Source organism: Bradyrhizobium sp. Kon69, from assembly GCF_055807515.1.
In genome coordinates this window covers 226,090-250,217 of sequence record NZ_JBVVOS010000008.1, presented here as the reverse complement: position 1 = coordinate 250,217, position 24,128 = coordinate 226,090, and the positions used below count along the sequence as shown (strand labels likewise).

Genomic DNA, 24,128 nt, shown 5'->3' with positions numbered 1-24,128 from the left:
CTCTCCGCTCGCAATACCATTCGTGAGGAGAGAGACCCCTCACCCGGCTTCGCTTTGCGAAGCCACCCTCTCCCACAGGGGGAGAGGGTGCAGCGGCGCTCGCGGCTACATCACTACTTCACCAACTCACACCCGCCCTCCGCCAGCGGTCGAAACGCCTGCTCCGCGGAAATCGTCGAAACCAGCTTGTAATAGTCATATGGATATTTCGACTCCTCTGGTTTCTTCACCTCGAACAGATACATCGGATGCACGACGCGGCCGTCCTGGCGGATCGCGGTGTCGCCGAACAGCTTGTCCTTGCCTTTGAACTTCTTCATCTGGGGCACCGCGTCCTTCGCATTGTCGCTGCCGGTCGCGGCGACCGCGTTGAGATAGGCGAGCGTGGACGCATAGACGCCGGCCTGGTTGCCGCTCGGCATCTTGCCGTTCATTCCGGGCCGCGCGGCGAAGCGCTTGGCGAAGGCGCGGGTGTCGTCGTTCATGTCCCAATAGAAGGCTTCCATGAGCTGGAGGCCCTGAGCGACCTTGATGCCCATGCCATGGACGTCGTTGATGAAGAGCAGGAACGCGACGAGCCTCTGCCCGCCCTGCTGGATGCCGAACTCGGCGGCCTGCTTCACGGCATTGATGGTGTCGCCACCGGCATTGGCAAGTCCGATCACCTGCGCCTTCGAGCCTTGCGCCTGCAACAGGAACGAGGCGAAGTCGGAGGTACCGAGCGGATGTTTGGACGAACCGATCACCTTGCCGCCATGGGCCTCGATGTATTTCTGGGCCTCGGCCTCGATGCCCTTGCCGAGCGCGAAATCGACCGTGAGGAAGTACCACTCCTTACCGCCACGCGACATCATCGCGGCTGCCGTGGTGTTGCCGGTCGCCCAGACGTCGTTGACCCACTGGATGGTGTTGGGCGAGCAAGCCTTGCCGGTGAGGTCGGAGCTCGCCGTCGACGACGCCAGGAAGGTCATACGGCTGTCGCGCAGCAGCGTGTTGATGGAGAGGCCAACGGCCGAGTTCGGCACGTCGACGATGGCATCGACGCCTTCCACATCGAGCCATTTGCGGGCGATGGCGTTGCCGACATCGGCCTTGTTCTGGTGGTCGGCATAGACGATCTCGACCTTGATGCTCTTGCCGCCGCCGTTGAAATCCTCAGCGGCCATGCGCGCGGCCTCGACCGAGCCCATGCCGTTGGTGTCCTGGAATATGCCGGAGATGTCGTTGAGCACGCCGACGCGCACGACATTGTCCGATATCTCGGCATTTGCCGCGCCGCCAATCAGGCTCGCGGCCAGCGCAAGCGTCCACTTCAAGTTCTTCATTGTTCCCTCCCTGTCGTATTTGTTGTTTTCGATGCCGGTAGCGTCAGGCCGGCGTGATGCTCACAGGCAAGCTGTCGAGCCCGCGCAGCGTGTTGTTGAAGCGGCGCTGTGGCTTGCCCGTGATCTCGATCTTCGCGATCCGGCGGGCCAACGCCGCGAGCATTGTCTCGCCTTCGAGCCGCGCGACCAGCTGGCCGACGCACATGTGAATACCCGAGCCATAGCCAACATGGCCGGAGGTGCGGCGGGTAATGTCGTAGCTGTCAGGCTTGTCCCAGCGCCGCGGATCGCGATTGGCAGCCGCCAAAAACATCAACACCTTCTCGCCCTCGCCGATGGTCGCGCCTGACAGTTCGACCTCGCGCGTTGTCGTGCGGAAGAAGGTCTGCACCGGGCTTTCAAAACGAACGGCCTCCTCGAAAGCGTTGCGCGCCAGCGTGACATCGCCACGCAGGCGCTGCCACTGCTCCGGAAAGCGCGCCAGGCAATACACCGCAGCACCGATGCCGTTGACGGTGGTGTCGAGGCCGGCCGACAGCAACGAACGCACCAGCAGCGGCGCTTCGGTGGCGGTGATGGCGCCCTCGTCGACATGGGCGTGGATACAGGCGCCGATGCCGCCGGGCGTGAGGTTGTCGCGCTGGCACTGATCGGTGACGTAAGCCTGGTGCGGCGCCGAACGCGCGATCGCTTCCTGGCGCAGCTCGTTCGGCGGGCCGAAGGCATTGAACACGACACTGGCATAAGGAATCAGATGTTCGCGGCCCTCCGGCTTCAGCCCGAGCGCATCCGGGAAGATCGACAGCGGATAGGCCTCCGCCAGGTCCGCGATCGCGTCAAAACTGCGCTTCTCCAGCAGCACGTCAACCCGCTGCTCCGCCGCGGCGGCAAAGCGGTCGCGGAGCCCTTTCATCACGGTCGGGGACAGCACTTTCGACAGCACCGCGCGGGTCCGCGAATGCGCGGGCGGATCGGCTTCGAGGATCAGGCTCGGCGGCCGCCACGGCGTCTCCTTCTTGAAGTCGGAAAGGCCGACGCCGCGGCTGGAGCAGAACGTCGCGGGATCATTCAGGACGGCATGGACCTCGGCATAGCGCGCCACGCCATAAACGCTCCACTTGTCGAGATAGACGACAGGTCCCGCCTCCCGCAGCAGCTCATGCGTGGGATAGGGATCGGCGAAAAAATCCATTGCGAAGGGATCGACGTCGAGATGCGGGAGGGCCGACGAACCGCTAGTTTCCGGGGAGCTGGAAGTGCTCATGGATGTCCTCCCTCATTTTGATCTTGTGAAAGGGCGGCGCTTACCCTTAGGTCTTCGGACACGCCGCGAGACAGAATCCCCATATGCCGCCGTCTTCGACCAGAGCCCGCCAAAAACCTGCGCCCGCCGAGATGGGACCGACGCTCGATCTCGACCGCTACGTCCCCGCGTTCATCACCTTCATCGCCAACAAGCTCTCGAACAGCGCCACTGCGTTCTATCAGCGGCAGTTCGGCGTCAACGTCACCGAATGGCGGATCATGTCGCTGCTGGCGATCGAGCCCGGCATTCCCGCCTCGCGCATCTGCCACGTCATCGGTTTCGACAAGGGCCCGGTGAGCCGGACGCTGGCCGGCCTGGAAAAGCGGGGGCTGATCTCGATCCGCACCGATCCCAACGACGGGCGCACCCATTCGATCTCGCTGACCGCCAAGGGCCGCGCCATCCATGACAAGGTGATCGTCGCCGCATTCGAGCGCGAACGGCGCCTGTTGTCGTGCCTGGACAAGGACGAGCGCGAGGTGCTGATCGACCTGCTGCGCCGCCTGCACGAAAATCTCGGCGCGGTGACCGGCAGCACCGAGACCTGACGGGGCACGCGCGGTACACGGACCTCTGTCATGTCCAGGCATGCGCCGGCATTCGCCGGCGGCACTCTCTCTGCCGAGCATTGCTTCCTCCGATCCGACGCGGCGGTTCCTTCCGCCGTCATCCCTGTCTGGAACGGTTCGCACAAATTAGTTGCTTAGGCAACAAAGGAATCGTGCAGGATAATACGGCAGGGCGGCTGGCGTATCGCGAGCTGTCTCTCTCCCTCTCCCCGTCCTTCACGGGGAGAGGGAGGGGTGAGGGGCTGTTGTTTCCGCAGATGAGATGATCGCGAGACCTGTACCCCTCACCCGGATCGCGCCGGACGATGCTCCGCATCGCCGGGGCGATCCGACCTCTCCCCGCAAGCGGGGAGAGGTTAGGAGCAGCGGCGCGCAATCAGTAGCAACCGATCCACTCACCCGAGACATTGTCATCCAACCGCGCCAGCGCATCGGCGCGCCGCGTCAGCACGGCGCGCTGGTTGATGTAGCCCTTGTCGGTGATCTCGCCGCCGTCCACCGACGGCGGCTCGGCGAGCAGCAGCGCACGCGTGGCGTGGCCGGAGGAGTTAGCGCCGTGTTGCTTGAGTTTCGCCAAACCCTGCGCGATCGCGGCTCTGACTTTGTCATGCGCGAGCAATTCTTTCACGGCTGCGGCCTCGGGCAGGCCGGCATGCGCGCGGCATGCGGCGATGTTCGGGAACACCAGGAAACGCACCTCGTCGCCGCCATGGCCGGTGACGACGATGTCCTGCGCGAGCGGCGCCAGCGCGGCGATGCCGGCGAGGCGCAGCGTACCGACATTGACCCAGGTGCCGGAATTGAGCTTGAAATCCTCCGCGACGCGGCCGTCGAAGAACAGACCGCGCTCGGGCCGGTTCGCGTCGGCGAACTTCACGGCATCACCAATGAGATAAAAGCCCTCGTCGTCAAAAGCCTGCCTGGTCAGCTCCGGCGCCTTCCAATAGCCCGGGGTGACGTTGGGGCCGCGCACACGCACCTCCAGCTTGTCGCCGGAGGTGACAAGTTTCAATTCGGTGCCGGGTATGGGCACGCCGATATTGCCCGAGCGCTCCGCGAGGAAATGGCAGTCGGTGGCCAGCGGCGACGTCTCGGTCGAGCCCCACGCCGAGACCATCGGCATCGCGCGGTCAACGGTCTTGACGGAAAGTTCTTCGAGTGCGTCCCAGAGATTCTGCGGCAGCGCAGCCCCGGCGTAGAACGCGAACTTCACCTCGCTGAAGAAGCGGCGACACAGCCCCTCGTCTGCGCGCAGCGCCGTGATCAACATGTCGAAGCCGCGCGGCACGTTGAAGTAGACCGTCGGCATCACGCTTCTGAGATTGGCGAGCGACGTCGCAAACAGGCCGGGCGCCGGCTTGCCGCCGTCGATATAGAGCGAGCCGCCATTGCGCAGCACGAGATTGAAATTGTGGTTGGCGCCGAACGTGTGGCTCCAGGGCAGCCAGTCGAGAATGACGAGATCGCGGCCAGCTTGCTCGAGAAAAGTCCAGGTCTGCGCCTTGGCCTGCTGGCTGGACGTCAGCATGCGCTGGGTGTTGATCACGGCTTTCGGTGTGCCGGTCGAGCCGGAGGTGAACAGGAATTTTGCGATGGTGTCCGGTGTGACAGCGGCGAAGGCTCTTGCGACGTCCGCAGTTTCAGGCATCGCCGCAACGGTGCGAAAGGCGAGCGCATCGGCGTCGCTCGCGTTGCCGCTGATGACCTGCGCACGATGCAGCGGCTTGATCGCGGCCAGCGCCGCCGCAAACGGCTTGGTCGCGGAGACATAGATCGCGCCGGGCTCCAGCAACGAGATCATGCTCCTGAGCTTGTCAAAATCCTTCGACATCAGCGAATAGGCTGGCGAGATCGCGGCCGAGGGCACGCCGACATGCTGGGCCGCGAGCGCAAGCAGCGCATGGTCGATACTGTTATCGGATAGGATCACGAGCGGGCGTTCGGCGCCGAGTCCTTGCGCCAAAATCCACGACGCCGCCGCGCGGACTCTCCGCAAGGCCCCCGCGTAGGTCATGGTAGCCCAGGGCGTATCGGCGCTGTCACGCTCAGCGAGGAAGACCGTGTCGGGCTTTTGCCGGGCCCATTGCTCCAGCCAGTCGCCGACACAGCGCGCGCCATCGCGCAAGGGGTCGGGCGAGCGCAGCACGATGCTGCCGTCGGCGCGATGCTCGGCAACGGTTTGGGGCGTCGCAAACAAGATTGAAGCATCACCGCGTGGGGCGGCTGTCATGGTTTCCTCCTCGCCCGGAAGCCGGGATCGGCCGCAGCCTCGTCACGGACCGCGTTGGCCGGCATGTTGGCCATGACAATTGTTGGGGCGCAAGCTCGGGCCCGGTGAGCTGCCTACTATTTGCGCAAATGCTCGTAACAGGGCGCTGACACGCAGGCCCGCCGGCGCTCGAAAAATCCCACAAGCCACTGATCTCTCGGTAATATCCGGAGCACTTGTCCTGCCCGGATTCTGTACACAATGGCACATCGCTTGCTTCGATCGGGGTGAAGAGACGTAGCCGGAGACTTGTCGCCATGAAGGCTGAAATGGGGGCTGAGCAGCCTGAAACGATCGCCGCGATCGTGGCCGCGCATCGCGCGGGCGCGCTCACACCGGCGCAGACGGTCGCACGCACCTATCAGCGCATCCGCGACCACAACGACCCCGCCGTCTTCATCAGCCTGCGCGACGAAAAGGACGCGATCGCCGAGGCCGAGAAGCTCGTCGCGAAGGATGCCGCCACGCTGCCGCTCTACGGCGTGCCGGTCGTGGTGAAGGACAATATCGACGCGCTGGGACTTCCGACCACCGCGGCGTGCCCGGCCTTCTCGTACATCCCGACACATGATTCGACCGCGGTTGCGCGGCTGCGCGCCGCCGGCGCCATCATCATCGGCAAGACCAATCTCGACCAGTTCGCGACCGGCCTTGTCGGCGTGCGATCGCCCTACGGCATCCCCAGGAACGCGGTCCGCGATGACCTCATTCCTGGCGGATCAAGCTCGGGATCGGCCACCGCCGTCGGCGCCGGGCTGGTGCCGTTGTCGTTGGGCACCGACACCGCCGGCAGCGGCCGCGTGCCGGCGATGCTCAACAACATCGTCGGTCTCAAGCCGAGCCTCGGCATGATTTCGACCGCTGGCCTGGTGCCGGCCTGCAGGACGCTCGACTGCATCTCGGTGTTCGCTTTGACGGTCGACGACGCCGCGCTGGCGCTCTCCGTGATGGCAGGTCCCGATCAGGCCGATCCGTTCTCGCGCGACCGGCCGCTTGGCGCGATCACCCCGCTCCCGGCAAACCTGCGCCTCGGCGTGCCGCGCAGCGGACAGCTGATCTTCTTCGGCGACAAGAAGGCGGAAGCGGCTTACGCTGATGCGTTGAAGCGCTGGACCGCGCTTGGCGCAACGCTCGTCGAATTCGACCTCGAGCCGTTCTATGAGACGGCCCGACTGCTCTACGAGGGACCGTGGGTCACCGAGCGCTATCTCGTGATCCGCGACCTGCTCGCGTCCGCGCCGGATGCCATCCATCCCGTGACGCGCGAGATCACCGCAGCCGGTGCGCGGTTGACGGCGGCGGACACCTTCTCCGCGCTCTACCGCCTGCAGGGCCTGCGCAAGATCGCCGAGCGCACCTTCACCAATATCGACGCGCTGGTGCTGCCGACGGCGCCGACGGCCTATACGACCGCACAGGTGCTGGCCAATCCGATCGAACTCAACAGCCGGCTCGGCACCTATACCAATTTTGTCAATCTGCTCGACCTCTGCGGTCTCGCGCTGCCGGCGGCGATGCGTGCCGACGGCATCCCGTTCGGCATTACGCTCCTCGCACCCACCGGCCACGACGCGCTGCTCGCGAGCATCGGCCGCGTGTTCCATGCCGATACCAAACTGACGCTTGGCGCAAAGGGCGCGGCACAACCCGCGCTGGCGCCGCTTGCCGCAAGCGGCATCGACGAGATTCCCATCGCCGTGGTCGGCGCGCATCTGTCCGGCATGGCACTGAACGGCGAGTTGAAAGCGCTGAACGGTCAGCTGATCGAGGCGACCAGGACTGCGGCGGACTACAAGCTCTACGCATTGAAGACCACGCCGCCGAAGCCGGGCATGCTGCGCGTCGAGGCCGGCAAGGGCGCGTCGATCGAGCTGGAGATCTGGTCGCTGTCGTCGTCCGCCTTCGGCAAGTTCGTCAACGCGATTCCTGCGCCGATGGCGATCGGCACCGTGCGGCTGGCGGATGGCCGCAGCGTGAAGGGATTTCTCGTCGAGCCGGAGGTGCTGGGCGAGGCGCGAGATATCACGGCGTATGGTGGCTGGCGAAAGTATATGGCGGAAGCCGCGACGTAGCTTCGTAGGGTGGGTTAGCGCAGCGTAACCCACCTCTTCTGTCTGTGCGGACGCGAACAGTGGTGGGTTACGCTGCGCTAACCCACCCTACTTAAACCGAGACCGCGTAGATCTCGTACTCCCCGCGCACCAGCTCGATATGCGCGCGCATCGCGGCGGCGGCGCCGTGCTTGTCGCCGCGCATGATGGCGACGACGACGCGGTCGTGCTCGGCTTGCGACTTGGCGAGGCGGCCGAGGTTGCGGAACTGGGCGCGGCGGAACGGCTGCACGCGCACGCGCGTCGCCAGCGTGATCTCGGCGATGTAGCCGTTCTGCGATCCCGCATAGATCGCATTGTGGAAGCGCTCGTTGACCTCGTGGAAGCGATCGGGATTGCCGGCGTAGCTCAGCACCCGCAGCTCTTCGTGGATGGCTTCCAGGCCGTGACGCTCGGCAGCCGACATGCGTTCGGCGGCCAGACCCGCGCACAGCGCTTCCAGCTCCGCCATCGCCTCGAACATGCCCGTCAGCCGTTCGAACGAGGGCTGCGCCACCACCGCGCCGCGATGGGCGCGCGCTTCGACGAGGCCGCTCGCCACGAGCTGGCGCAGTGCTTCCCGCACCGGCGTGCGCGAAACGCTGAAGCGGCGCGCGATGTCGGTCTCGTCAAGCGGTGCGCCGGGCGGCAGAGCTCCGCGCACGATCTCGTCGGCGAGCTGCAGGCGCAGCTCCTCGGCGCGCGTGACCTTGTGCGCTGATGGCGACGCCCGGTCGACACGCGGCACCGCCGGTTCGACCGGCAGCGTTCCGGGCGGAAGATCGTCAAGCGTCATACGGTCAGGTCTCTTTCGACTCGTCGATGATGCTGACATGGGCGGCGACGACGCGCCAGCCCTCCGGGAACTTTACCCAGGTCTGCATCTGCCGGCCGACCTTGCCCGGCATCGTGTCGCGATAGAACAGGGTGGAGGCGACCGCAGTGTCGCGGCCATAGCTGGTGATCACGGTTTTCGCGGTGCGGCGGTTGAGGCCGACCGGCGAGCGCCCGGCGCGAAAGCCGGAGATCGCCTCATAGCCGTACAGATTCTCGCCGATGCCATAGCGCAGCGTGCGGGGATCGTTGCGAAAGAGCTCGCCGAGCACGGCGACGTCGTTGGTGATCAGGGCCTGCTCGTAGCGGTCGAACGCGGCTTTGACGTCCGCGATCACGTCGGGGAGATCGATCTCCATCTCAAAATCCTTTTGGGCCGGGCGCGGCGGCGACGCCCATCTTCTCCAAGGCGTAAGCGACGCGTAGCGCGATGTCCTCGCGCCATGGCGCGGCGATGATCTGCACGCCGATCGGCAGCGGCTCGAGCGGCACCGGCACGGCGACCACGGGCAGGCCGATGAACGAGATCGGCTGGGTGTGGATGCCGATATTGGCGCGCACCGGCAGCTCGACGCCGCCAAGATTGAAATTGACCTGGCCGAGTTTTGGCGCGGTGCATGGCGTCGCGGGCGCGATCAGCACGTCGACGGATTTGAAAATATCCGCGAGCTGCGCGCGATACCAGCGGCGGAATTTTTGCGCGCGGTCGACCAGCGGCGCCGGCACCATGGCGCCCGCGATCAGCCGGTCGCGCACGGCAGGATCGAAATCGTTCGGCCGCTTGCGCAGCCGGTCGAGATGCAGCGAGGCGCCCTCGGTCGTGGTGATGACATAGGCCGCCGCGCGGGCGCGCGCGGCTTCGGGCACCTCTACCACGCGCGTTGCGCCCAGCGCCTTGGCGACGCGGCTGACGGCCTCGACGGCTTCCGGAAACAAATTGGTCTGGAAGTAACCGCCGGCGATCGCGATGCGCAGGTCCGAAACCGGATTGGCGAGCAGCGGCGTCGTCGGCTCCAGACCACGTGTGGTGGTGCAGGCGGCATCGTCGGCATCCGGTCCCTGCATGGCGTCATAGGCCAGCGCGAGATCGGTGACGGAGCGCGCGAACGGACCGAGATGATCGAGGCTCGCGACGAACGGGAAAGAGCGCGCACGCGAGAGCCGGCCATAGGTCGGCTTCAGGCCGAAGATGCCGCAGAACGAGGACGGCACGCGGATCGAACCATTGGTGTCGGAGCCGAGCGCGATCGGCACCAGCGCGCCGCCGACGGCACTGCCCGAACCGCCCGAGGAGCCGCCGCTCATCCGCGTGGTGTCATGCGGATTGCGCGAGGGACCGTCATGGACGTTCTCCCCGGTGAAGTCGTAGGCGTATTCGCCCATGTTGAGCGCGCCGACCAGCACGGCGCCGGCCGCTTCCATACGCTCGATCAGCGTTGCATCGCGCGTGGCGGGCGCGCGGTCTCGGTTGATCTTCGAGCCGGCGCGCGTGGCGAGGCCCGCGACGTCGAACAAATTCTTCACCGCGAAGGGCACGCCAGCGAGCGGGCCGACGGTCTTGCCGGCGGCGATATCGGCATCGATCGCGCGCGCTTTGGCACGGGCGCGATCGGCGGTGACGTCAGTGAATGCGTTGAGGGTGGTGTCGTGCTGCTTGATGCGCGCAAGGGCCGCTTCGGTCGCATCGAGCGCCGACATCTTGCGGCCGGCAACCGCGTTCGCGATCTCGGAGGCCGTCATCTCTGGCTTGGTCGTCATGGCGGCGTCAGACCGTGAACACAGGCGCCGGCTCGGTCTCGTCCGGCAGCGCGAATTCGTCGACGAGGCGGCCGAGCCGCAGCGAGACCTCGAGATTGGCGCGAATGGACGACCTCCATGCTTCCTCGACGGGCAACGCCAACGCTTTCGTGACAGCGTCGATATAATCGTCCAGCGGTTCGGCCATCACGCTCCCAAACAAGCTCTCAGTGTGCGCCCAGTGTCTGCAGCGGCGGATGCGGGATCGCCGTCAACAGCTCCTTGGTGTAATCGTCCTGCGGATCGCTCAAGACCCTCTCGGAAGATCCTTCCTCGACGATTCGACCCGACCGCATGACAATGACACGATCGCACAGCAAGCGCACTACGTTCAAATCATGCGAGACGAACAGATAGCTCATACCTAGCCGCGCCTTGAGGTCCTGGAGCAGATTGAGGACTACGGCCTGGACCGAAACGTCGAGCGCGGCGGTCGGCTCGTCCAGGATGACGAGTTTCGGGTGCAGGGCGATGGCGCGGGCGATGCCGACGCGGGCCTTCTGGCCGCCCGACAATTGGTGCGGGAAGCGATCCAGCAGATTGTGCGGCAGGCCCACCATGGTGGCGAGCTCTTCGCAGCGGGCGCGAAGCGCGTCGCGCCCTCTGATGTCACCGAGCTGCATGATGGGGTCGGCGATGGCGCGGACGGCGGTGAAGCGCGGGTTGAGGCTGTCGGTCGGGTCCTGGAACACCATCTGGATGCGGCTGCGCTGCGGCAGCCGGGCAAAGCCGGCCGGCGCGATGGCGCCGATGTCCTCGCCGTCGAACTGGATCAGGCCCGAGGTCTGGTCCAGCAGCCGCATCACCATCATCGACGTGGTCGATTTGCCGCAGCCGGACTCGCCGACCAGGCCGACGCTCTCGCCGTGACCGATCGAGAAGCTGATGCCGTCGACGGCGCGGAACACATCGGGCTCTACAGGCGGCTTGCGGCCGAACAATTTCCCGAGCGTGGCCGTCGCGCCCTGACGGGGATATTCCTTGACCAGCTTGTCGATGAGGAGAAGGGGCGTCTTCTCCCTCTCCCCGTCCTTCACGGGGAGAGGGTTGGGGTGAGGGGCTGCTTCCGCAGACACGGTGCTGGGAGAGGCAAGAGTCTCCTCCTCCGGCAACAGATCCCGCAGGCTCACGCCGAGCCGCGGCGTCGCGCGCATCAGCTTCTTGGTGTAGGGGTGCTGAGGGTTGGCGAAGATGTCGGCGGCCTTTGCGGTCTCGACCACCCGGCCCTTCTCCATCACCACGACGCGGTCGCAATAGGCTGCGGCGAGGCCGAGGTCATGCGTGATCAGGATGGTGGACATCGCCTTGCGCTTGGTCAGCTCGACGATCAGATCCATCACCGCTTTCTGCGTGGTGACGTCCAATCCGGTCGTCGGCTCGTCCGCGATCAGCAGCTGCGGATTGCAGGCGAGCGCGAGCGCGATGACGACGCGCTGGCACATGCCGCCGGACAGTTCGAACGGATAGGCGTGATAGCGCTCGCGCGGGCGGGCGATCTTGACCTGCTCCAGCGCCTCGATCGCCTTTTCGCCACGGTCCGAAACCATGGCCTGCTGCACATGGGTGCGCAGCACGTCTTCGATCTGGTCGCCGACTTTCCGGATCGGGTTGAGCGCGGCACGCGGGTTCTGGAAGATCATCGAGACTTCGCGACCGCGCAAATCGCGCATCTGGTCTTCGGTCGCGGCCTTGACGTCGATGCCCGAGAACATCACCGAGCCTTCGGCGATCCGCCCGGCACGATCGAGGATGCGCATCACCGCATAGGAGGTCACCGACTTGCCGGAGCCGGATTCGCCGACGATGGCCAGCGTCTCGCCCTTGGCGACGGAGATGTTGACGTGCTGCACCGCTTTCACGATGCCGCGGCGGGTGGTGAATTCGACGGTGAGGTCCTGGACGTCGAGCAGGGGCTGGGCGGTCATGGGTGCCTCCCAAACAAAAACATCGAAAACAACCCCATGCACAGTAGAATGGCGTTGATTTCATTGGAGAATTTCGAGCGAAAATTCGCGTGTGAGGCGGGCACAAGCCTATCGCTCCCTCGCCCCGTGCTTACGGGGAGAGGGTTGGGGTGAGGGACCTCTATCCGCGCAAACGATTGCGAGAGGAGTTCGCGGAGAGCCCCCCTCACCCGGTCCGCTAGCGCGCCCCGGCCTCTCCCCGCACGCGGGGAGAGGCGAAGGACGGCACCAGCTTCGAGCAATCCAGCCATCACGTCCTCCGCTGGGGGTCGACGATGTCGCGCAGGCCGTCACCGAGGAGGTTGAAGCAGAACACGGCGATCATCAAAGCGAGGCCCGGAAATAGCGCGATCCACCATTCGCCTGACACCATGAACCCGGCGCCCTCGGCGACCATGATGCCCCATTCCGCCGTCGGCGGACGGACGCCGAGGCCGATGAAGGAGAGACCGGCGGCATTGAGAATGGCGTAGCCCATCGTCAGCGACATCTGCACGATCATGATCGGCATGATGTTCGGCAAAATGTGCACCAGCAGAATGCGGAACTCGCCGTTGCCGGACAGCCGCGCCGCCTGCACGAAGCCGGCGTTGCGGCGGACATTGGCTTCGGCGCGCGCGACGCGGGCATAGAGCGGGAAGTTCACGATGGCCGTGGCCAGGATGATGTTCTGCACGGTGTTGCCGAGCGCGGCGACGATGCCCATCGCCAGCACGAACAGCGGGAATGCCATGATGGTGTCGGCGATGCGGCCGACGATGCGATCGGTCCAGCCGCCGAAATAGCCGGCCGCGATGCCGGCGAGCCCGCCCATCAGGAACACCAGCACGACGGAGGCGACCGCGATGAACGTATCGAGCCGCGTCGCCACCACGACCCGGCTAAAGATGTCACGGCCCAACTGATCGGTACCGAACCAGTGCGCGGCCGAGGGTGGCTTCAGCGACGCCGCGGTGTCGGAGGCCAGCGGGTCATACGGCACCACATAGGGGCCGAAGATCGCGGCAAGGAGGATCACGATCAGCAGCGCGAAGGCAAAGCCGGTGACCTTGTTCTCGCCGAGCACGTAGCGGGTCTGTTCGAGGAGCGCGACGAACCCTGACGTCCGCGCGGGACCGACAGGTTCAACAGCAGGCGCAACGGTGCTCATGACTCTATCCTTTTGAGCATGATCTGATCGGAAAACCGGTACCCACTTTTCCGGATCATGCTCTACCCTTCCAGCCGCACGCGTGGATCGATCACGCCATAGAGAATGTCGATCACGAGATTGAGCAGCACGTACATCACCGCCATGGTCAGCACGAAACCCTGCACCGGCGCGAAGTCCGACGAGATCAGCGCTTCGACCGCATAGGAGCCGATGCCGGGCCAGGCGAAGACTTTTTCCACCAGCACGTTGGCACCAAGCAGGAACGAGAACACCATGCTCAGCGTGGTGATGACGGGGAGCATCGCGTTGCGGAAGGCATAGGTGACGATGACGGTCGCCGGCGACAGGCCGCTGGCGCGCGCGGTGCGCACGAACTCCGACGACAGCACCGCCAGCATCGAGGCGCGCGTCATGCGCGCGATCGGCGCCAGCGAGAAGATCGCAAGCGTCGTCGCCGGCAGGATCAGCTGGCTGCAGGCCGAACGGAACGCCTCGAAGTCGCGCGCGATCAGGGTGTCGATCAGATAGAAGCCGGTTACCGTCGGCGGCGCGCTGTAGAACACATCGAGCCGGCCGAGCGGCGCGGGCGACCAGCCGAGCCGAAAATAGAAGACATAGACCAGCACGAGGCCGGTGAAGAACACCGGCAGCGAGACGCCGGCCGTCGTCGTCACACGACAGAGATGATCGACCCACGATCCCGGCCGCGTCGCCGCCAGCACGCCGAGCGGAATGGCGATCACGACCGAGACGATGAGACCGAGCAGCGTCAGCTCGGCGGAGGCCGGCAGGCGGTTGCGGATCTCGGCCGCGACCGGCTGGCCCGTGGTGAGAGAATTGCCGAAATCGCCATGGGCGAGATCGTTGGTGTAGCGGAAGAACTGCTCGATCAGCGGCTTGTCGAGGCCGAGTTTTTTCCGGATCTGCTCGACGGCTTCCTTCGTTGCGGCGGGGCCGGCGAAATACGCCGCGGGATCACCCGGCAGCGCGCGGGTCAGCAGGAAGGTGACGATGACGACCCCGATCAGCGAGGGAATCGCGAACATCAGGCGCTTGCCGATCATGGTCAGCATGATGATGCACTCCAGGAAGATGAAACGCTCTCGCTGATCCGCGAGAGCATCGCCGCGCGCTCCGCTGCGCCCCCTCTCCCACGCAACCGGGGTCTACCCCGGTTGCGCATTGGTGATTGGCGCAAGTCGGGCAGGCCCGACTTGCGATGGGAGAGGGTTGGGGTGAGGGGTAGCCCCAAGCGAGGTCGGAGTTCGTGGCTACCCCTCACCCTGCCCCTCGCCCACAAGGGGAGAGGGAATGAGAGAGCGGTGGCCGCCTCACTCAGAAAGAGAGTCGACGACGCGACCATCTCGCCCGCCATCCCCCCTCACCCCTTCGCCATCGCGCGATAATCCAACCGCCGGTGGAACCAGTATTGGTAGCCGCTGATGTTCTTCTGCATCGCGACGTTGACGAAGGGCTGGTACAGCGGGATGCGCGGGATGTCGCTGTAGGCGAGGTCGACGAAGCCCTTCACGTCGGCGTCGTAGGTCGCGGTGTCGCCAGTCGCGGCGGCTGCGCGTGCGCCGTCGATCAGCTTGTCCATCTCCGCCGACTTGTAGCTCATGGTGTTGAAGACGGAATTATTGCCGTGATAGCACCAGTAGAAGAAGTATTCGGGGTAATCGAGCCAGCCCGAGAACACGTTGGTGAAGAGCGGCATCTCCTTCTTGTTCAACTCGGTGCGCCAGTTGGCGCCAGGCACCTTGTTGATGGTGGTCTTGATGCCGATCTGGGCCAGGCTCTCCTGCACCAGCACGCAGAGCGGCTCGTTGACGCCGGCGAAATTCAGGTCGAACGAGATCGTGGTCTCGAAGCCGCTGGGATAACCGGCCTCGGCGAGCAGCGCCTTCGCCTTGTCCATGTCGGTGTTGTATTTGTGCGGCTGCGGCCAGGCGACTTCGGTCGGCTTGTCCTTTGCCGCGCCGAACATCGGGTTGGCCAGCCCGAACATCACCGCGTCCATGATCTTCTGATACGGAATCGCGTAGGCGACCGCCTGACGCACCTTCGGATTGTCGAACGGCGGCTTGGTCACGTTCATGCCGATGTACTGGATGCCGTTGGAGAACGGCAGCGACACCACGTTGAGCTTGCCGCTCGCCTTCATCTCCTGGAAATCCTTGAACGGCAGCTCGTAGGAAATGTCGGCGTCGCCGCGCTCCAGCAGCGCGCGGCGATTGCCGGCCTGCGGCACCATGCGCCAGATCACGCGCTTGATCTTCGGCAGCGGGCCGCCGACCCAATCGTCGTTGCGCTCCATCACCACTTCGGTGCCGGCGGTCCACTTCGTCACCTTGTAGGCGCCGGAGCCCGCGGTCTGCTGCTTGGTGTACTCGAGACCCCAGGGATCCTTCTCGCTGGCGTTCTTCTTCACCAGTTCGGAATTGATGATGCAGGGCACGATCACCGCGAGATCGGGGATCGTCAGCTTGTCCTTCTTCAGGAAGTCGACTCGCACCGTGTAGTCGTCGATCACGACGAACTGCTCAGGCTTGGTCAGCGAGCCCGCGCTCATCTGGAAGGTGGGGAAGCCGCCGACGCTGACGGCGCGGTCGAGCGACCACTTCACGTCCTTGGCGGTGACAGGCGCGCCGTCGTGGAATTTGGCGTTCTTCTTCAGCTTGAAGGTGACCGACATGTCGTCGATCTTGAACTCCTCGGCGAGCTCGCCCTTGAACTTGTCGCGGTCGTAATAGGGCACCCCGCCAGGGCCGGTCTTCATCTCGTGGCTGAGCAGGCGGTCGTAGCAATTCCAGGACACCTCATAGCCGGGCACGTTGGTGCCGACGCCGTGGATGTCGAGATTGTTGGGCCCGCCTTCCGAGACGATCAGCAGCGTCTCCGAGCGCGCATCGGCATAGGCGGACGAGACCACAGACGGCATGGCCGGAAGCGCCGCACCTGCGGCCAATCCGGAAACGGACTTGAGGAAATCGCGGCGCTTCATGAAATGGCTCCAACACAAAGTTTTCTGGTTGGAACTGGATTCGCAAGGTTCGTGCCAGAGCTTAATGAGAGTTTAAACCGGAATAAGCCTCTGAAATACTTAAGGGAAACAGCTATTAATCGGACCGTCGATCAAACGCCAAGTCTTGGGCCATTGCATACAAAGGTGCGCATTTGCTCATAAAATAAGCTGAATGGAGTCTCGCTTGTTTGGCAGGCGGCTTATTGAACCGCCGTCGTTCTGGCGAAAGCCAGGACCCATTACCCCAGGAAGAAGTTGCGGCGCGAAGCTGGCAACCACGAGTCTTCGCAAAACCCCTCCCTGGGGTAATGGGTCCTGGATCAGCGCTGCGCTTGTCCAGGACGACAGCGGGGATCGCCGGCGATCAGCCCGGCCAGATCAGCTCCTGCAGTTCGACGAGATCATCCGCCTTGTCCTGCCAACCCTCGATGCAGATGTGGCTGTTGAGGTCGCTGGCGCGATGCAGCAGCATCAGCGTCATCAGGCGGCGCTTGAGCGCGTAGTCCGGCTTCGCATAGCCAAAACCTTCGAGCAGGTTGCGCACGCGACCGGGCCGGCCCGCTGCCATGAAGGCGCTGGGGCCGAGCAGATCGTAGTCGCGCCAGCCCGCCAGCACGTCGCCGAAGTCGAACAGGCCGGCGAGCGACCATTGATCGTCGTGGCAGGTGAGCAGGAAGTTCTCCGGAATATATTCGCCGATCAGGATCACCGGCGGCGCATCCATCGGAATGAGCGCGGCCGCATCACGCAGGAGATCGTCAAGGCCGGCGAGGAATTTCGGCGCAAGGCCGAGACGCGTGTGCCGCGCGCGGCACGCTTGCATCTGGGCGCGCATGAAGTCTCCCCAGCGCGGCTCGATCTGCGCGAGCGGGCCGAGTGGGGCGCGCTGCACGGCCGCGATGGTCTCGCCGATCTGGCGCAGCACGCGCTCCTTCTGCGCTTCCGCCAGTTGCGGCCAGACCTCCGAGCCGAGCGTGCCGGCAAGGCGTGTGATGATTAGATAAGGCCAGCCGTCGCGCTCGCCTTCCGCGACGATCTCGGGGATCGGCAGATTGAGGCGGCCGCCAAGCTGGGCCAGCGAGCCGCGCTCGGAGATGAATTGCGCACGGAGCAGCGGCGGGAAGATTTTCAGGATCAGGCGATCGCCGAGCCCGACCACGAGATTGGTGCCGGTGGCAAACACGTGCGGCGCGCTGGCATCGAGACCGTGGCTGCGGACGATGTCGATGGCGATCGGCAGCCAGCGCGATGGGTCGGCGCGAAAGGCGCGAAAGCTTTCCGCGTCGATAAAGTGGGGGAGTTGCATCGACATCGTAACCTAACGGCTGTTGAGCTCGTCATGCCCGGGCTTGTCCCGGGCATCCACGTTCTTCGTGCTGCGGCCAAGGCGTGGATGGCCGGGACAAGCCCGGCCATGACGCTGTGGAACGGCCTTGCGCCTTAGCGCCGAGCTACCATCCCGCCCCTATCGATCCGGGCTGGCGCGTTCGAACTGGCGCAGGATCTTGTTGCCGCGCTCGACCGCGGCATCCAGCGCGGCTTGCGCGCTCTTGCGGCCGGCAAAGGCCTGCTCCAGCTCGTCCTCGATCGCGCCGCGGATCAGCACGAAGGAGCCGAGCCGGATGCCCTTCGAATTCTCCGTCGGCGGATGCAGCGTGATCTCTTCGAACGACATCGCCGAGCCCGGATTGCGCTCGTAAAAACCTTGCGCGCGCGTCAGCTCGAAGGCGGCGCGGGTGACAGGCAGATAGCCGGTGTTCTGGTGCCAGGCGGCCTGCACGCCGGGCTGCGACAGATAGGCGAAGAACCGCGCCACGCCCTTGTATTCCTCGCGCGGGCGGTCGCGCAGCACCCACAGCGTGGCGCCGCCGATGATCGAATTCTGCGGCGCGCCCTTCACGTCGGGCCAATACGGCATCATGCCGTAACCGATCTCGAACTTCGAATTGGCCTTGATGTCGGCGCGCGTTGCCGATGAGCCGATGAAGATGCCGCATTCGCCGTTCTGAAAGCGCGGCTCGGCCGACTGGCCGCGGCCGCTATAGTCGAACACCTTGGTCTTCTGCCACTCGCTGAGCTCGGCGACGTGACGCACCAGAGAGGGATTGTTGATGGTCAGCTCCGCATCGAGTGCGGCGAAGCCGTTGGTCCGTGTCGCCAGCGGCAGGTTGTGGAAGGCAGAGAAATTCTCTACATGGATCCAGGACGGCCAGGACGTGGTGAAGCCGCACGACGCGCCGCGATCGCGCAGGCGTTTTGCAGCAGCGCCGAGCTCCGGCCAGGTCTTCGGCGGCGTCTCCGGATCGAGCCCTGCGTCGCGGAACATGGTCTTGTTGTAATAGAGAATCGGCGTCGACGAATTGAACGGGAACGACAAGAGATTGCCGGCCGCATCGGTGTAGTAGCCGGAGACCGCGGGAAGGTAGTCATTGAGCGAGAACGGCTCGTTCATGTCCCGCATCAGGCTGAACACGGGATAGATCGCGCCCTTGGCCGCGGTCATGGTGGCGGTGGCGACCTCGTTGACCTGGACGATCGCGGGCTGGCTGCGCGAGCGGAAGGCGAAGATCGCGGCCGTCACCGTCTCGGTGTAACTGCCCTTGTAGGTCGGCACGACGCGATAATCCGGCTGCGAGGCGTTGAAGTCGGAGGCGAGCTTCTCGAGCTGCCGGCCGAGCTCGCCGGACATGGCGTGCCACCACGCGATGTCCGTCACGGCCCGCACCGGCGCGGCCAAGGAGAGGGCGGCAAGGGCGGCAACGACCTGCAAGAAGCGCAATGCTGAAATCACGATGCTCTTTCCGTATCGCGCGACGACGGCGACCGTCCCTGCTTAAGGCGCGGCATTTGCGGTTTCAACCGGGAATGAGCCCCGGCCGCGCCGCACAATCACGCCGAAGCCCCCGGCGGGATGGCCTTCCCCCGACCATCTGCTAGATTGCATTGAACCTTTTGCTCCCGCCATAGACTCCACCACTGAGGGGTTGAGTGTGCCAGTGTTGAACCGTGCCGAACGCTCGCGGACCGGGGTGGTTTTCGTCGCGCTTCTGATCGCCATCTGCGCGACGGGAGCCGCTGCGCGGGAATTCCGCGCCGCCGACACCCAGACCGAGGATTATCCGACCGTGCAGGCGCTGCGCTACATGGGCGCCCTGATCGCCGAGCGCAGCGGCGGCCGGCACGAGGTCAAGGTGTTCCACTCCCGCCAGCTCGGCGAGGAGAAGGAAACCATCGAGCAGACCCGGGTCGGCGCGATCGATCTCAACCGGACCAATGTGGCGCTGATCGGCAACTTCGTCCCGGCGATGAACGTGCTGGCGATGCCGTTCCTGTTCCGGTCCATCGAGCACATGCAGAAGGTGCTGGACGGGCCGATCGGCGTCGAGATTCTCGGCAGCTTCGAGCCCTACGGCTTCGTTGGCCTCGCCTTCTACGATTCGGGCGCGCGGTCGATCTACAACGGCGCCCGCCCGGTCAGAAACGTCGCGGACCTCAAGGGATTGCGGATCCGGGTGCAGCAGTCGGAGTTGATGAGCCAGATGATCCGCGCGCTCGGCGCGGAGCCGGTCGAGATGCCCTATGGGCAGGTGCTTGCCGGGCTTGCCAACCATCTGATCGACGGCGCCGAGAACAACTGGCCATCCTACGTGACGACGGACCATTACAAACATGCCGGCTATCTCGCCATCACCGAGCACACGATGAGCCCCGAAGTGCTGGTGATCTCGCTGAAGGCCTGGAAAAGCCTCTCAGCCGACGACCAGACCATCTTCCGGGAAGCCGCGCAGCGCTCCAGCCACTTCATGCGCGAGAAATGGCGCGACCTCGAGGAGCAGTCGCAGCGCAAGGCGGAAGCAGCGGGCGTCACCATCGTCAGGGATATCGACCGCAAGCCGTTCGAGGACGCGATGGTCGCGATCTACGCCAAGGCCGGGCAGGATCCGGCCGCGGCCGCGCTGATCGAACGCATTCGCAAGGTGGAGTGAGGCCTCTTGCCCGGGCTTGGACACAGCGAGCACGCAGACAGGTCGCCCGGCCCGATGGGGCGGCTGCGCGCGCGGCTGGTCGGCGTGCTCCGGGCGGTGCCGATCCGCTGGCGCATCCTGTCGATCGCGGCGCTGAACTCCGCCGTGGTCATCGTGCTGGTCGGGCTGATCTGGAACGGCTCGCAGGTGCTCGGCTCGGCCTGGGACGACGTGCGCCAGGTGCGCGAGTCCGACCGGATCCTGGCGCTGCTCGAAAGCGAGACGGGGCGGCTGCACAATCTGATCCACCGCTACATCAACCAGCCGAGCCCCGATCTGTTCGCCGAGATCCTGCTGCTGCGCGAGGCGGTGCTGGGGACGCTGGCCAACCGTGCCGCCAAGGACCCGATGCTGTCGGGCTCGGTCGAGGAGCTGGAGCGCACCACCGACCGCTTCCTCAACGGCTTCGGCGAGCTGCGCGGCGTGCAGGCCACCATCGCGAAGACCTATGAGGATCAGGTGCAGGGACCGGCCAGGGACATGGCCGGCCTTTACTCCATCATCGAAGGCGCCACCGGCCATCGCGACGCGCTGATCTGGCCGTCGCTGGGCAAGTCGCGCGAGGCCTTCACCGCGATGCTGGTTGCGGCCAATTCCTACTATCTGTCGCTGTCATCGGGTGCGGCCGACGACGCCCGCCGCAACACCGAGACGATCGAGAAAACCATCCCCGTGATGATCGATCTCGCCGACAACGACCTGCAGCGCATGGCGCTGCGGCGGCTCGCGGCCCGCACTGCCGCGCTGCGCGAGGGCTTCGCAAAGCTCTCCGAGCAGCTCACGAACCGTACCGAGCTGCTGCGCAACACCATCGACGCCAACCAGGCCGAGGCGATCGGCGCCATCGACGATCTCTCCACCAAGATGCGCCAGCGCGAGCAGAAGGCGCAGGAGACGTTCGACCGCACGCTGGCGGACATTTCCCGCCGTGTTCTCTCCATCGCCGTGATCTTCCTCGGCATCATCCTCACCGCCGGCGTGCTGATCGCGCTGTCGATCCGGCTGCCGCTGCAGCAGATCATGGCGGCGATGCGCGCGATCACGCTCGGCGACCTCGGCCGCGAGGTACAAGGCACGCGCGCGCGCGACGAGGTCGGGGCCATGGCGCGCGCGGTGGAAGTATTCCGCGAAAACGCGATCGCGAAGCGCCAGACCGAGGACGAGCTGCGCGCATCCAAGGAGAAGGCCGAGAGCGCGCTGCTCGAGCTCAATGCCGCGCAGCAGAATCTGATCGATGCCGAGAGGCTCGCAGCTCTCGGCGGCCTCGTCGCCGGCGTCGCGCACGAGGTCAACAATCCGATCGGGATCAGCCTCACCGTTGCGTCGAGCTTTGCCCGGCGCACCGAGATCTTCGAGGCCCAGCTCAAGGGCGACGGCGGCCTGCGCCGCTCGCAGCTGGAAGAATTCGTGCAGTCCTCGCGCGACGCCTCGCAGCAGCTCGTCGCCAATCTCCAGCGCGCCGGCGAACTGATCCAGTCGTTCAAGCAGGTCGCGGTCGACCGCTCCCATGCCGAGCGGCGGCAGTTCTCACTGAGCGAAGCCACCGACCAGATCATCGCGAGCCTGCGCCCGGTGCTGAAGCGCTCGCCGATCACGCTAAATGTCGACATGCCCGAGGGACTGCTGCTCGACGGCTATCCCGGCTCCTACGGCCAGATCCTGACCAATTTGTTCCTCAATGCCGCCAACCACGCCTTTGCCGACGGCCGCGCCGGCACGATCACGATCTCGGCGCGGCCCCGCGGGGCCGACGACGTCGAGATCATCTTCACCGATGATGGGGCCGGCATGACCTCCGACGTGCAGCGCCAGGCCTTTGACCCATTCTTTACCACCAGGCGCAATGAAGGTGGCACGGGACTCGGCCTCCATATCGTCTATAACCTCGTCACCCAGCAGCTCGGCGGTCGCATGATGCTGGAATCCAAGCTGGGACAAGGCACTACTTTTCGCATTATCATGCCCCGGGTCGCCAAAGGCGGCGGGCAAAGCACAGAGACTGACGGGACTTCTCAATGGCCGAACAGGACGATGTCCTCCACCTGATCGACGACACCGGTACCGCATCGGAGGATGTTGACGCCCGGAAATGGAAGATCGCCGTCATCGACGACGATCCGGCCGTGCATGACGGCACGCGTTTTGCGCTCTCGGACTATTCCCTCAACGGCCAGGGCCTGGAGATCCTCTCCGCCCATTCCGCGGCGGAAGGCCGCAAGCTGATGGCCGCGCACAACGACATCGCCGCCGTGCTGCTCGACGTCATCATGGAGACAGACGTCGCCGGCCTCGAGCTGGTCGAGTACATCCGCAACGAGCTCAAGAACGAGACCGTGCGCATCATCCTGCGGACCGGACAGCCCGGCCAGGCGCCCGAGCGGCGCGTGATCGTGCAGTACGACATCAACGACTACAAGGCCAAGACCGAGCTCACCGCCGACAAGCTGTTCACCTCGCTGACCGCGGCGCTGCGCTCCTACCAGCAGCTCGAGCGCATGCTGCAGACGAGGCGCGGGCTCGAGATCATCATCGACGCGGCTTCCACGCTGTACGACTTCAAGTCGATGCAGCGGCTCGCCGAGGGCGTGCTGACCCAGCTCGCCTCGCTGCTCAACGTCGATTGCGCCGGCATATTGGTCCTGCGCGACAATGGCGGCATCGACCCCGAGCTCTCGGTGCTTGCCGGCAGCGGCTGCTACAGCCGCTTCATCGGCACGACCTCGTCGAAGGCGCTCGACCCCGATCTGCGCGCGATGGTGGAAGCCGCTTTCCAGGGCCGCAAGAACGAATTCGCCGACCACCGCAGCGTGATCTATTTGCGCACCGGAAGCGGGCGCGAGGTCGTGGTGCTGCTGCAGGCCGAGCGCGAGCTGTCCGAGACCGACCGCTCGCTGGTCGAGATCTTCTCCAGCCGGCTCTCGATCGCCTTCGACAACGTCATCCTCTACCAGCAGCTCCAGGCCGCCAACACCCAGCTGGAAGACCGCGTCGCCCAGCGCACCCGCGCGCTGATGCAGGCCAACCGCCGGCTCTCGGCGCAATGGCTGCGGCTGCAGCGCGCCAACGGCTTCAAGAACGAGATCCTCGGCACCGTCGCCCACGATCTGAAGAATCCGCTCGGCGTCATCCTCGGCCGCACCGAGATGCTGAAGGAGCTGATCTCGACCGGCGCGTCGTCAGGCGGCGTGGTCGCCCAGGTCGATCACATCCGCGATGCGACCAAGCGCCTGACCTCGATGGTCGACCATCTGATCTCGGACGCGATGGCCGATGCCTTCGACATCACCATCCGCCGCGAGCCGGTCGACGTCGCGGCCCTGGTCAAGGAAGTCGCCGAGGCCAACCAGCCGCTGGCCGTCAACAAGCAGCAGGCAATCAGCGTCACCGCGCCCGTCAACATCGTCACCATGTGCGACACCGACCGCATCCGCGAGGCGATCGACAATCTGATCAGCAACGCCATCAAATACTCGCCGATCGGCGGCAAGATCGGCGTCATCGTGAGCCATGAGGGCGGCGACACCATCGTCCGCGTCAGCGACGAGGGCGCCGGCCTGTCGCCGGAGGATCTCGGCCGCCTGTTCGGCCGGTTCCAGCGGCTGTCGGCAAAACCGACCGCCGGCGAGAGCTCGACCGGGCTTGGGTTGTCCATCGTCAAGCGTATTATCGACATGCACGGCGGCGAGGTGACCGCCGAGAGCGAGGGCCCCGGCAAGGGCTCGACCTTCACCATCACCCTCCCCGCGACCGAAATTCCGTGATCTCAGGACC

18 protein-coding genes are annotated in these 24,128 nt (G+C 65.2%); 5 read left to right on the top strand and 13 right to left on the bottom strand.

Annotation, left to right across the window (positions count from 1 at the left end; translation table 11 throughout):
- Positions 1–113 precede the first annotated feature (113 nt).
- Positions 114–1,325 carry an ABC transporter substrate-binding protein gene (locus tag AC0L3U_RS13610; RefSeq protein WP_473362099.1) on the bottom strand — a complete coding sequence of 404 codons (1,212 nt, stop codon included), beginning with the start codon at positions 1,323–1,325 and terminating at the stop codon, positions 114–116.
- 43 nt (positions 1,326–1,368) lie between these two features.
- Positions 1,369–2,589, bottom strand: a complete 1,221-nt coding sequence (locus tag AC0L3U_RS13605; protein WP_473362098.1) for a cytochrome P450 — start codon at positions 2,587–2,589, stop codon at positions 1,369–1,371.
- An 83-nt stretch (positions 2,590–2,672) separates the two neighbouring features.
- Here AC0L3U_RS13605 and AC0L3U_RS13600 point away from each other — a divergent pair, with 83 nt between their 5' ends.
- Positions 2,673–3,179 (top strand): MarR family winged helix-turn-helix transcriptional regulator, encoded by a 507-nt coding sequence (locus tag AC0L3U_RS13600; RefSeq protein ID WP_473362097.1) that lies wholly within the window; start codon positions 2,673–2,675, stop codon positions 3,177–3,179.
- Positions 3,180–3,576: 397 nt separating this feature from the next.
- On the opposite strand, the gene AC0L3U_RS13595 is transcribed toward AC0L3U_RS13600, so the two are convergent.
- A complete protein-coding gene (locus AC0L3U_RS13595) occupies positions 3,577–5,430 on the bottom strand; it encodes a feruloyl-CoA synthase (RefSeq protein ID WP_473362096.1) in 1,854 nt (617 codons plus the stop codon).
- 308 nt (positions 5,431–5,738) lie between these two features.
- Between AC0L3U_RS13595 and atzF the strand changes: the two genes are divergently transcribed.
- On the top strand, positions 5,739–7,541 hold the full coding sequence (gene atzF, locus AC0L3U_RS13590; RefSeq protein ID WP_473362113.1) for an allophanate hydrolase: 1,803 nt from the start codon (positions 5,739–5,741) through the stop codon (positions 7,539–7,541).
- A 91-nt stretch (positions 7,542–7,632) separates the two neighbouring features.
- Here the strand turns inward: atzF and AC0L3U_RS13585 are convergent, their stop codons facing one another.
- From AC0L3U_RS13585 to ugpB, 10 genes are all read right to left on the bottom strand, one after another.
- Entirely contained in the window at positions 7,633–8,355 is a 723-nt protein-coding gene (locus AC0L3U_RS13585; RefSeq protein ID WP_473362095.1) for a GntR family transcriptional regulator, read from the bottom strand.
- 4 nt (positions 8,356–8,359) lie between these two features.
- The gene (gene hpxZ, locus AC0L3U_RS13580) at positions 8,360–8,752 is read right to left on the bottom strand and encodes an oxalurate catabolism protein HpxZ (RefSeq protein ID WP_007597958.1); all 393 of its coding nucleotides are present in this window, start codon (positions 8,750–8,752) and stop codon (positions 8,360–8,362) included.
- Between the two features lies 1 nt (position 8,753).
- Positions 8,754–10,151, bottom strand: a complete 1,398-nt coding sequence (locus AC0L3U_RS13575) for an AtzE family amidohydrolase (protein WP_473362094.1) — start codon at positions 10,149–10,151, stop codon at positions 8,754–8,756.
- Between the two features lie 7 nt (positions 10,152–10,158).
- Positions 10,159–10,338 (bottom strand): DUF4089 domain-containing protein, encoded by a 180-nt coding sequence (locus AC0L3U_RS13570; protein ID WP_007615797.1) that lies wholly within the window; start codon positions 10,336–10,338, stop codon positions 10,159–10,161.
- Positions 10,339–10,357: 19 nt separating this feature from the next.
- On the bottom strand, positions 10,358–12,115 hold the full coding sequence (locus AC0L3U_RS13565; protein WP_473362093.1) for a dipeptide ABC transporter ATP-binding protein: 1,758 nt from the start codon (positions 12,113–12,115) through the stop codon (positions 10,358–10,360).
- 289 nt (positions 12,116–12,404) lie between these two features.
- Entirely contained in the window at positions 12,405–13,304 is a 900-nt protein-coding gene (locus AC0L3U_RS13560; RefSeq protein ID WP_473362092.1) for an ABC transporter permease, read from the bottom strand.
- Between the two features lie 62 nt (positions 13,305–13,366).
- Positions 13,367–14,380 carry an ABC transporter permease gene (locus tag AC0L3U_RS13555; RefSeq protein ID WP_018456013.1) on the bottom strand — a complete coding sequence of 338 codons (1,014 nt, stop codon included), beginning with the start codon at positions 14,378–14,380 and terminating at the stop codon, positions 13,367–13,369.
- A 308-nt stretch (positions 14,381–14,688) separates the two neighbouring features.
- On the bottom strand, positions 14,689–16,311 hold the full coding sequence (locus AC0L3U_RS13550) for an ABC transporter substrate-binding protein (RefSeq protein WP_473362091.1): 1,623 nt from the start codon (positions 16,309–16,311) through the stop codon (positions 14,689–14,691).
- Positions 16,312–16,696: 385 nt separating this feature from the next.
- Complete coding sequence (locus AC0L3U_RS13545) at positions 16,697–17,644, bottom strand: aminoglycoside phosphotransferase family protein (protein WP_473362090.1); 948 nt, start codon at positions 17,642–17,644, stop codon at positions 16,697–16,699.
- Between the two features lie 153 nt (positions 17,645–17,797).
- Positions 17,798–19,120 carry a sn-glycerol-3-phosphate ABC transporter substrate-binding protein UgpB gene (ugpB, locus tag AC0L3U_RS13540; protein ID WP_473362112.1) on the bottom strand — a complete coding sequence of 441 codons (1,323 nt, stop codon included), beginning with the start codon at positions 19,118–19,120 and terminating at the stop codon, positions 17,798–17,800.
- Between the two features lie 202 nt (positions 19,121–19,322).
- Between ugpB and AC0L3U_RS13535 the strand changes: the two genes are divergently transcribed.
- Genes AC0L3U_RS13535 through AC0L3U_RS13525 form a run of 3 tightly spaced genes read left to right on the top strand, consistent with a single transcriptional unit; the run spans position 19,323 to position 24,118 of the window.
- Entirely contained in the window at positions 19,323–20,318 is a 996-nt protein-coding gene (locus AC0L3U_RS13535; RefSeq protein ID WP_473362089.1) for a TRAP transporter substrate-binding protein, read from the top strand.
- Between the two features lie 54 nt (positions 20,319–20,372).
- Complete coding sequence (locus AC0L3U_RS13530) at positions 20,373–22,403, top strand: sensor histidine kinase (RefSeq protein ID WP_473345669.1); 2,031 nt, start codon at positions 20,373–20,375, stop codon at positions 22,401–22,403.
- Positions 22,373–24,118 (top strand): ATP-binding response regulator, encoded by a 1,746-nt coding sequence (locus tag AC0L3U_RS13525; protein WP_473345670.1) that lies wholly within the window; start codon positions 22,373–22,375, stop codon positions 24,116–24,118. Before AC0L3U_RS13530 ends, AC0L3U_RS13525 begins: the two co-directional genes overlap by 31 nt.
- The last annotated feature ends 10 nt before the right edge of the window (positions 24,119–24,128 follow it).

Excerpts from the sequence above, each read along its gene's own strand:
- AC0L3U_RS13605 (WP_473362098.1), bottom strand. The coding sequence starts at position 2,589 with ATGAGCACTTCCAGCTCCCCGGAAACTAGCGGTTCGTCGGCCCTCCCG.
- AC0L3U_RS13560 (WP_473362092.1), bottom strand. The coding sequence starts at position 13,304 with ATGAGCACCGTTGCGCCTGCTGTTGAACCTGTCGGTCCCGCGCGGACG.
- hpxZ (WP_007597958.1), bottom strand. The coding sequence starts at position 8,752 with ATGGAGATCGATCTCCCCGACGTGATCGCGGACGTCAAAGCCGCGTTC.
- AC0L3U_RS13525 (WP_473345670.1), top strand. The coding sequence starts at position 22,373 with ATGGCCGAACAGGACGATGTCCTCCACCTGATCGACGACACCGGTACC.
- AC0L3U_RS13610 (WP_473362099.1), bottom strand. The coding sequence starts at position 1,325 with ATGAAGAACTTGAAGTGGACGCTTGCGCTGGCCGCGAGCCTGATTGGC.
- AC0L3U_RS13545 (WP_473362090.1), bottom strand. The coding sequence starts at position 17,644 with ATGTCGATGCAACTCCCCCACTTTATCGACGCGGAAAGCTTTCGCGCC.
- atzF (WP_473362113.1), top strand. The coding sequence starts at position 5,739 with ATGGGGGCTGAGCAGCCTGAAACGATCGCCGCGATCGTGGCCGCGCAT.
- AC0L3U_RS13550 (WP_473362091.1), bottom strand. The coding sequence starts at position 16,311 with ATGAAGCGCCGCGATTTCCTCAAGTCCGTTTCCGGATTGGCCGCAGGT.
- AC0L3U_RS13530 (WP_473345669.1), top strand. The coding sequence starts at position 20,373 with ATGGGGCGGCTGCGCGCGCGGCTGGTCGGCGTGCTCCGGGCGGTGCCG.
- AC0L3U_RS13565 (WP_473362093.1), bottom strand. The coding sequence starts at position 12,115 with ATGACCGCCCAGCCCCTGCTCGACGTCCAGGACCTCACCGTCGAATTC.
- AC0L3U_RS13555 (WP_018456013.1), bottom strand. The coding sequence starts at position 14,380 with ATGCTGACCATGATCGGCAAGCGCCTGATGTTCGCGATTCCCTCGCTG.
- AC0L3U_RS13575 (WP_473362094.1), bottom strand. The coding sequence starts at position 10,151 with ATGACGACCAAGCCAGAGATGACGGCCTCCGAGATCGCGAACGCGGTT.
- AC0L3U_RS13600 (WP_473362097.1), top strand. The coding sequence starts at position 2,673 with ATGCCGCCGTCTTCGACCAGAGCCCGCCAAAAACCTGCGCCCGCCGAG.
- AC0L3U_RS13585 (WP_473362095.1), bottom strand. The coding sequence starts at position 8,355 with ATGACGCTTGACGATCTTCCGCCCGGAACGCTGCCGGTCGAACCGGCG.
- AC0L3U_RS13595 (WP_473362096.1), bottom strand. The coding sequence starts at position 5,430 with ATGACAGCCGCCCCACGCGGTGATGCTTCAATCTTGTTTGCGACGCCC.
- AC0L3U_RS13570 (WP_007615797.1), bottom strand. The coding sequence starts at position 10,338 with ATGGCCGAACCGCTGGACGATTATATCGACGCTGTCACGAAAGCGTTG.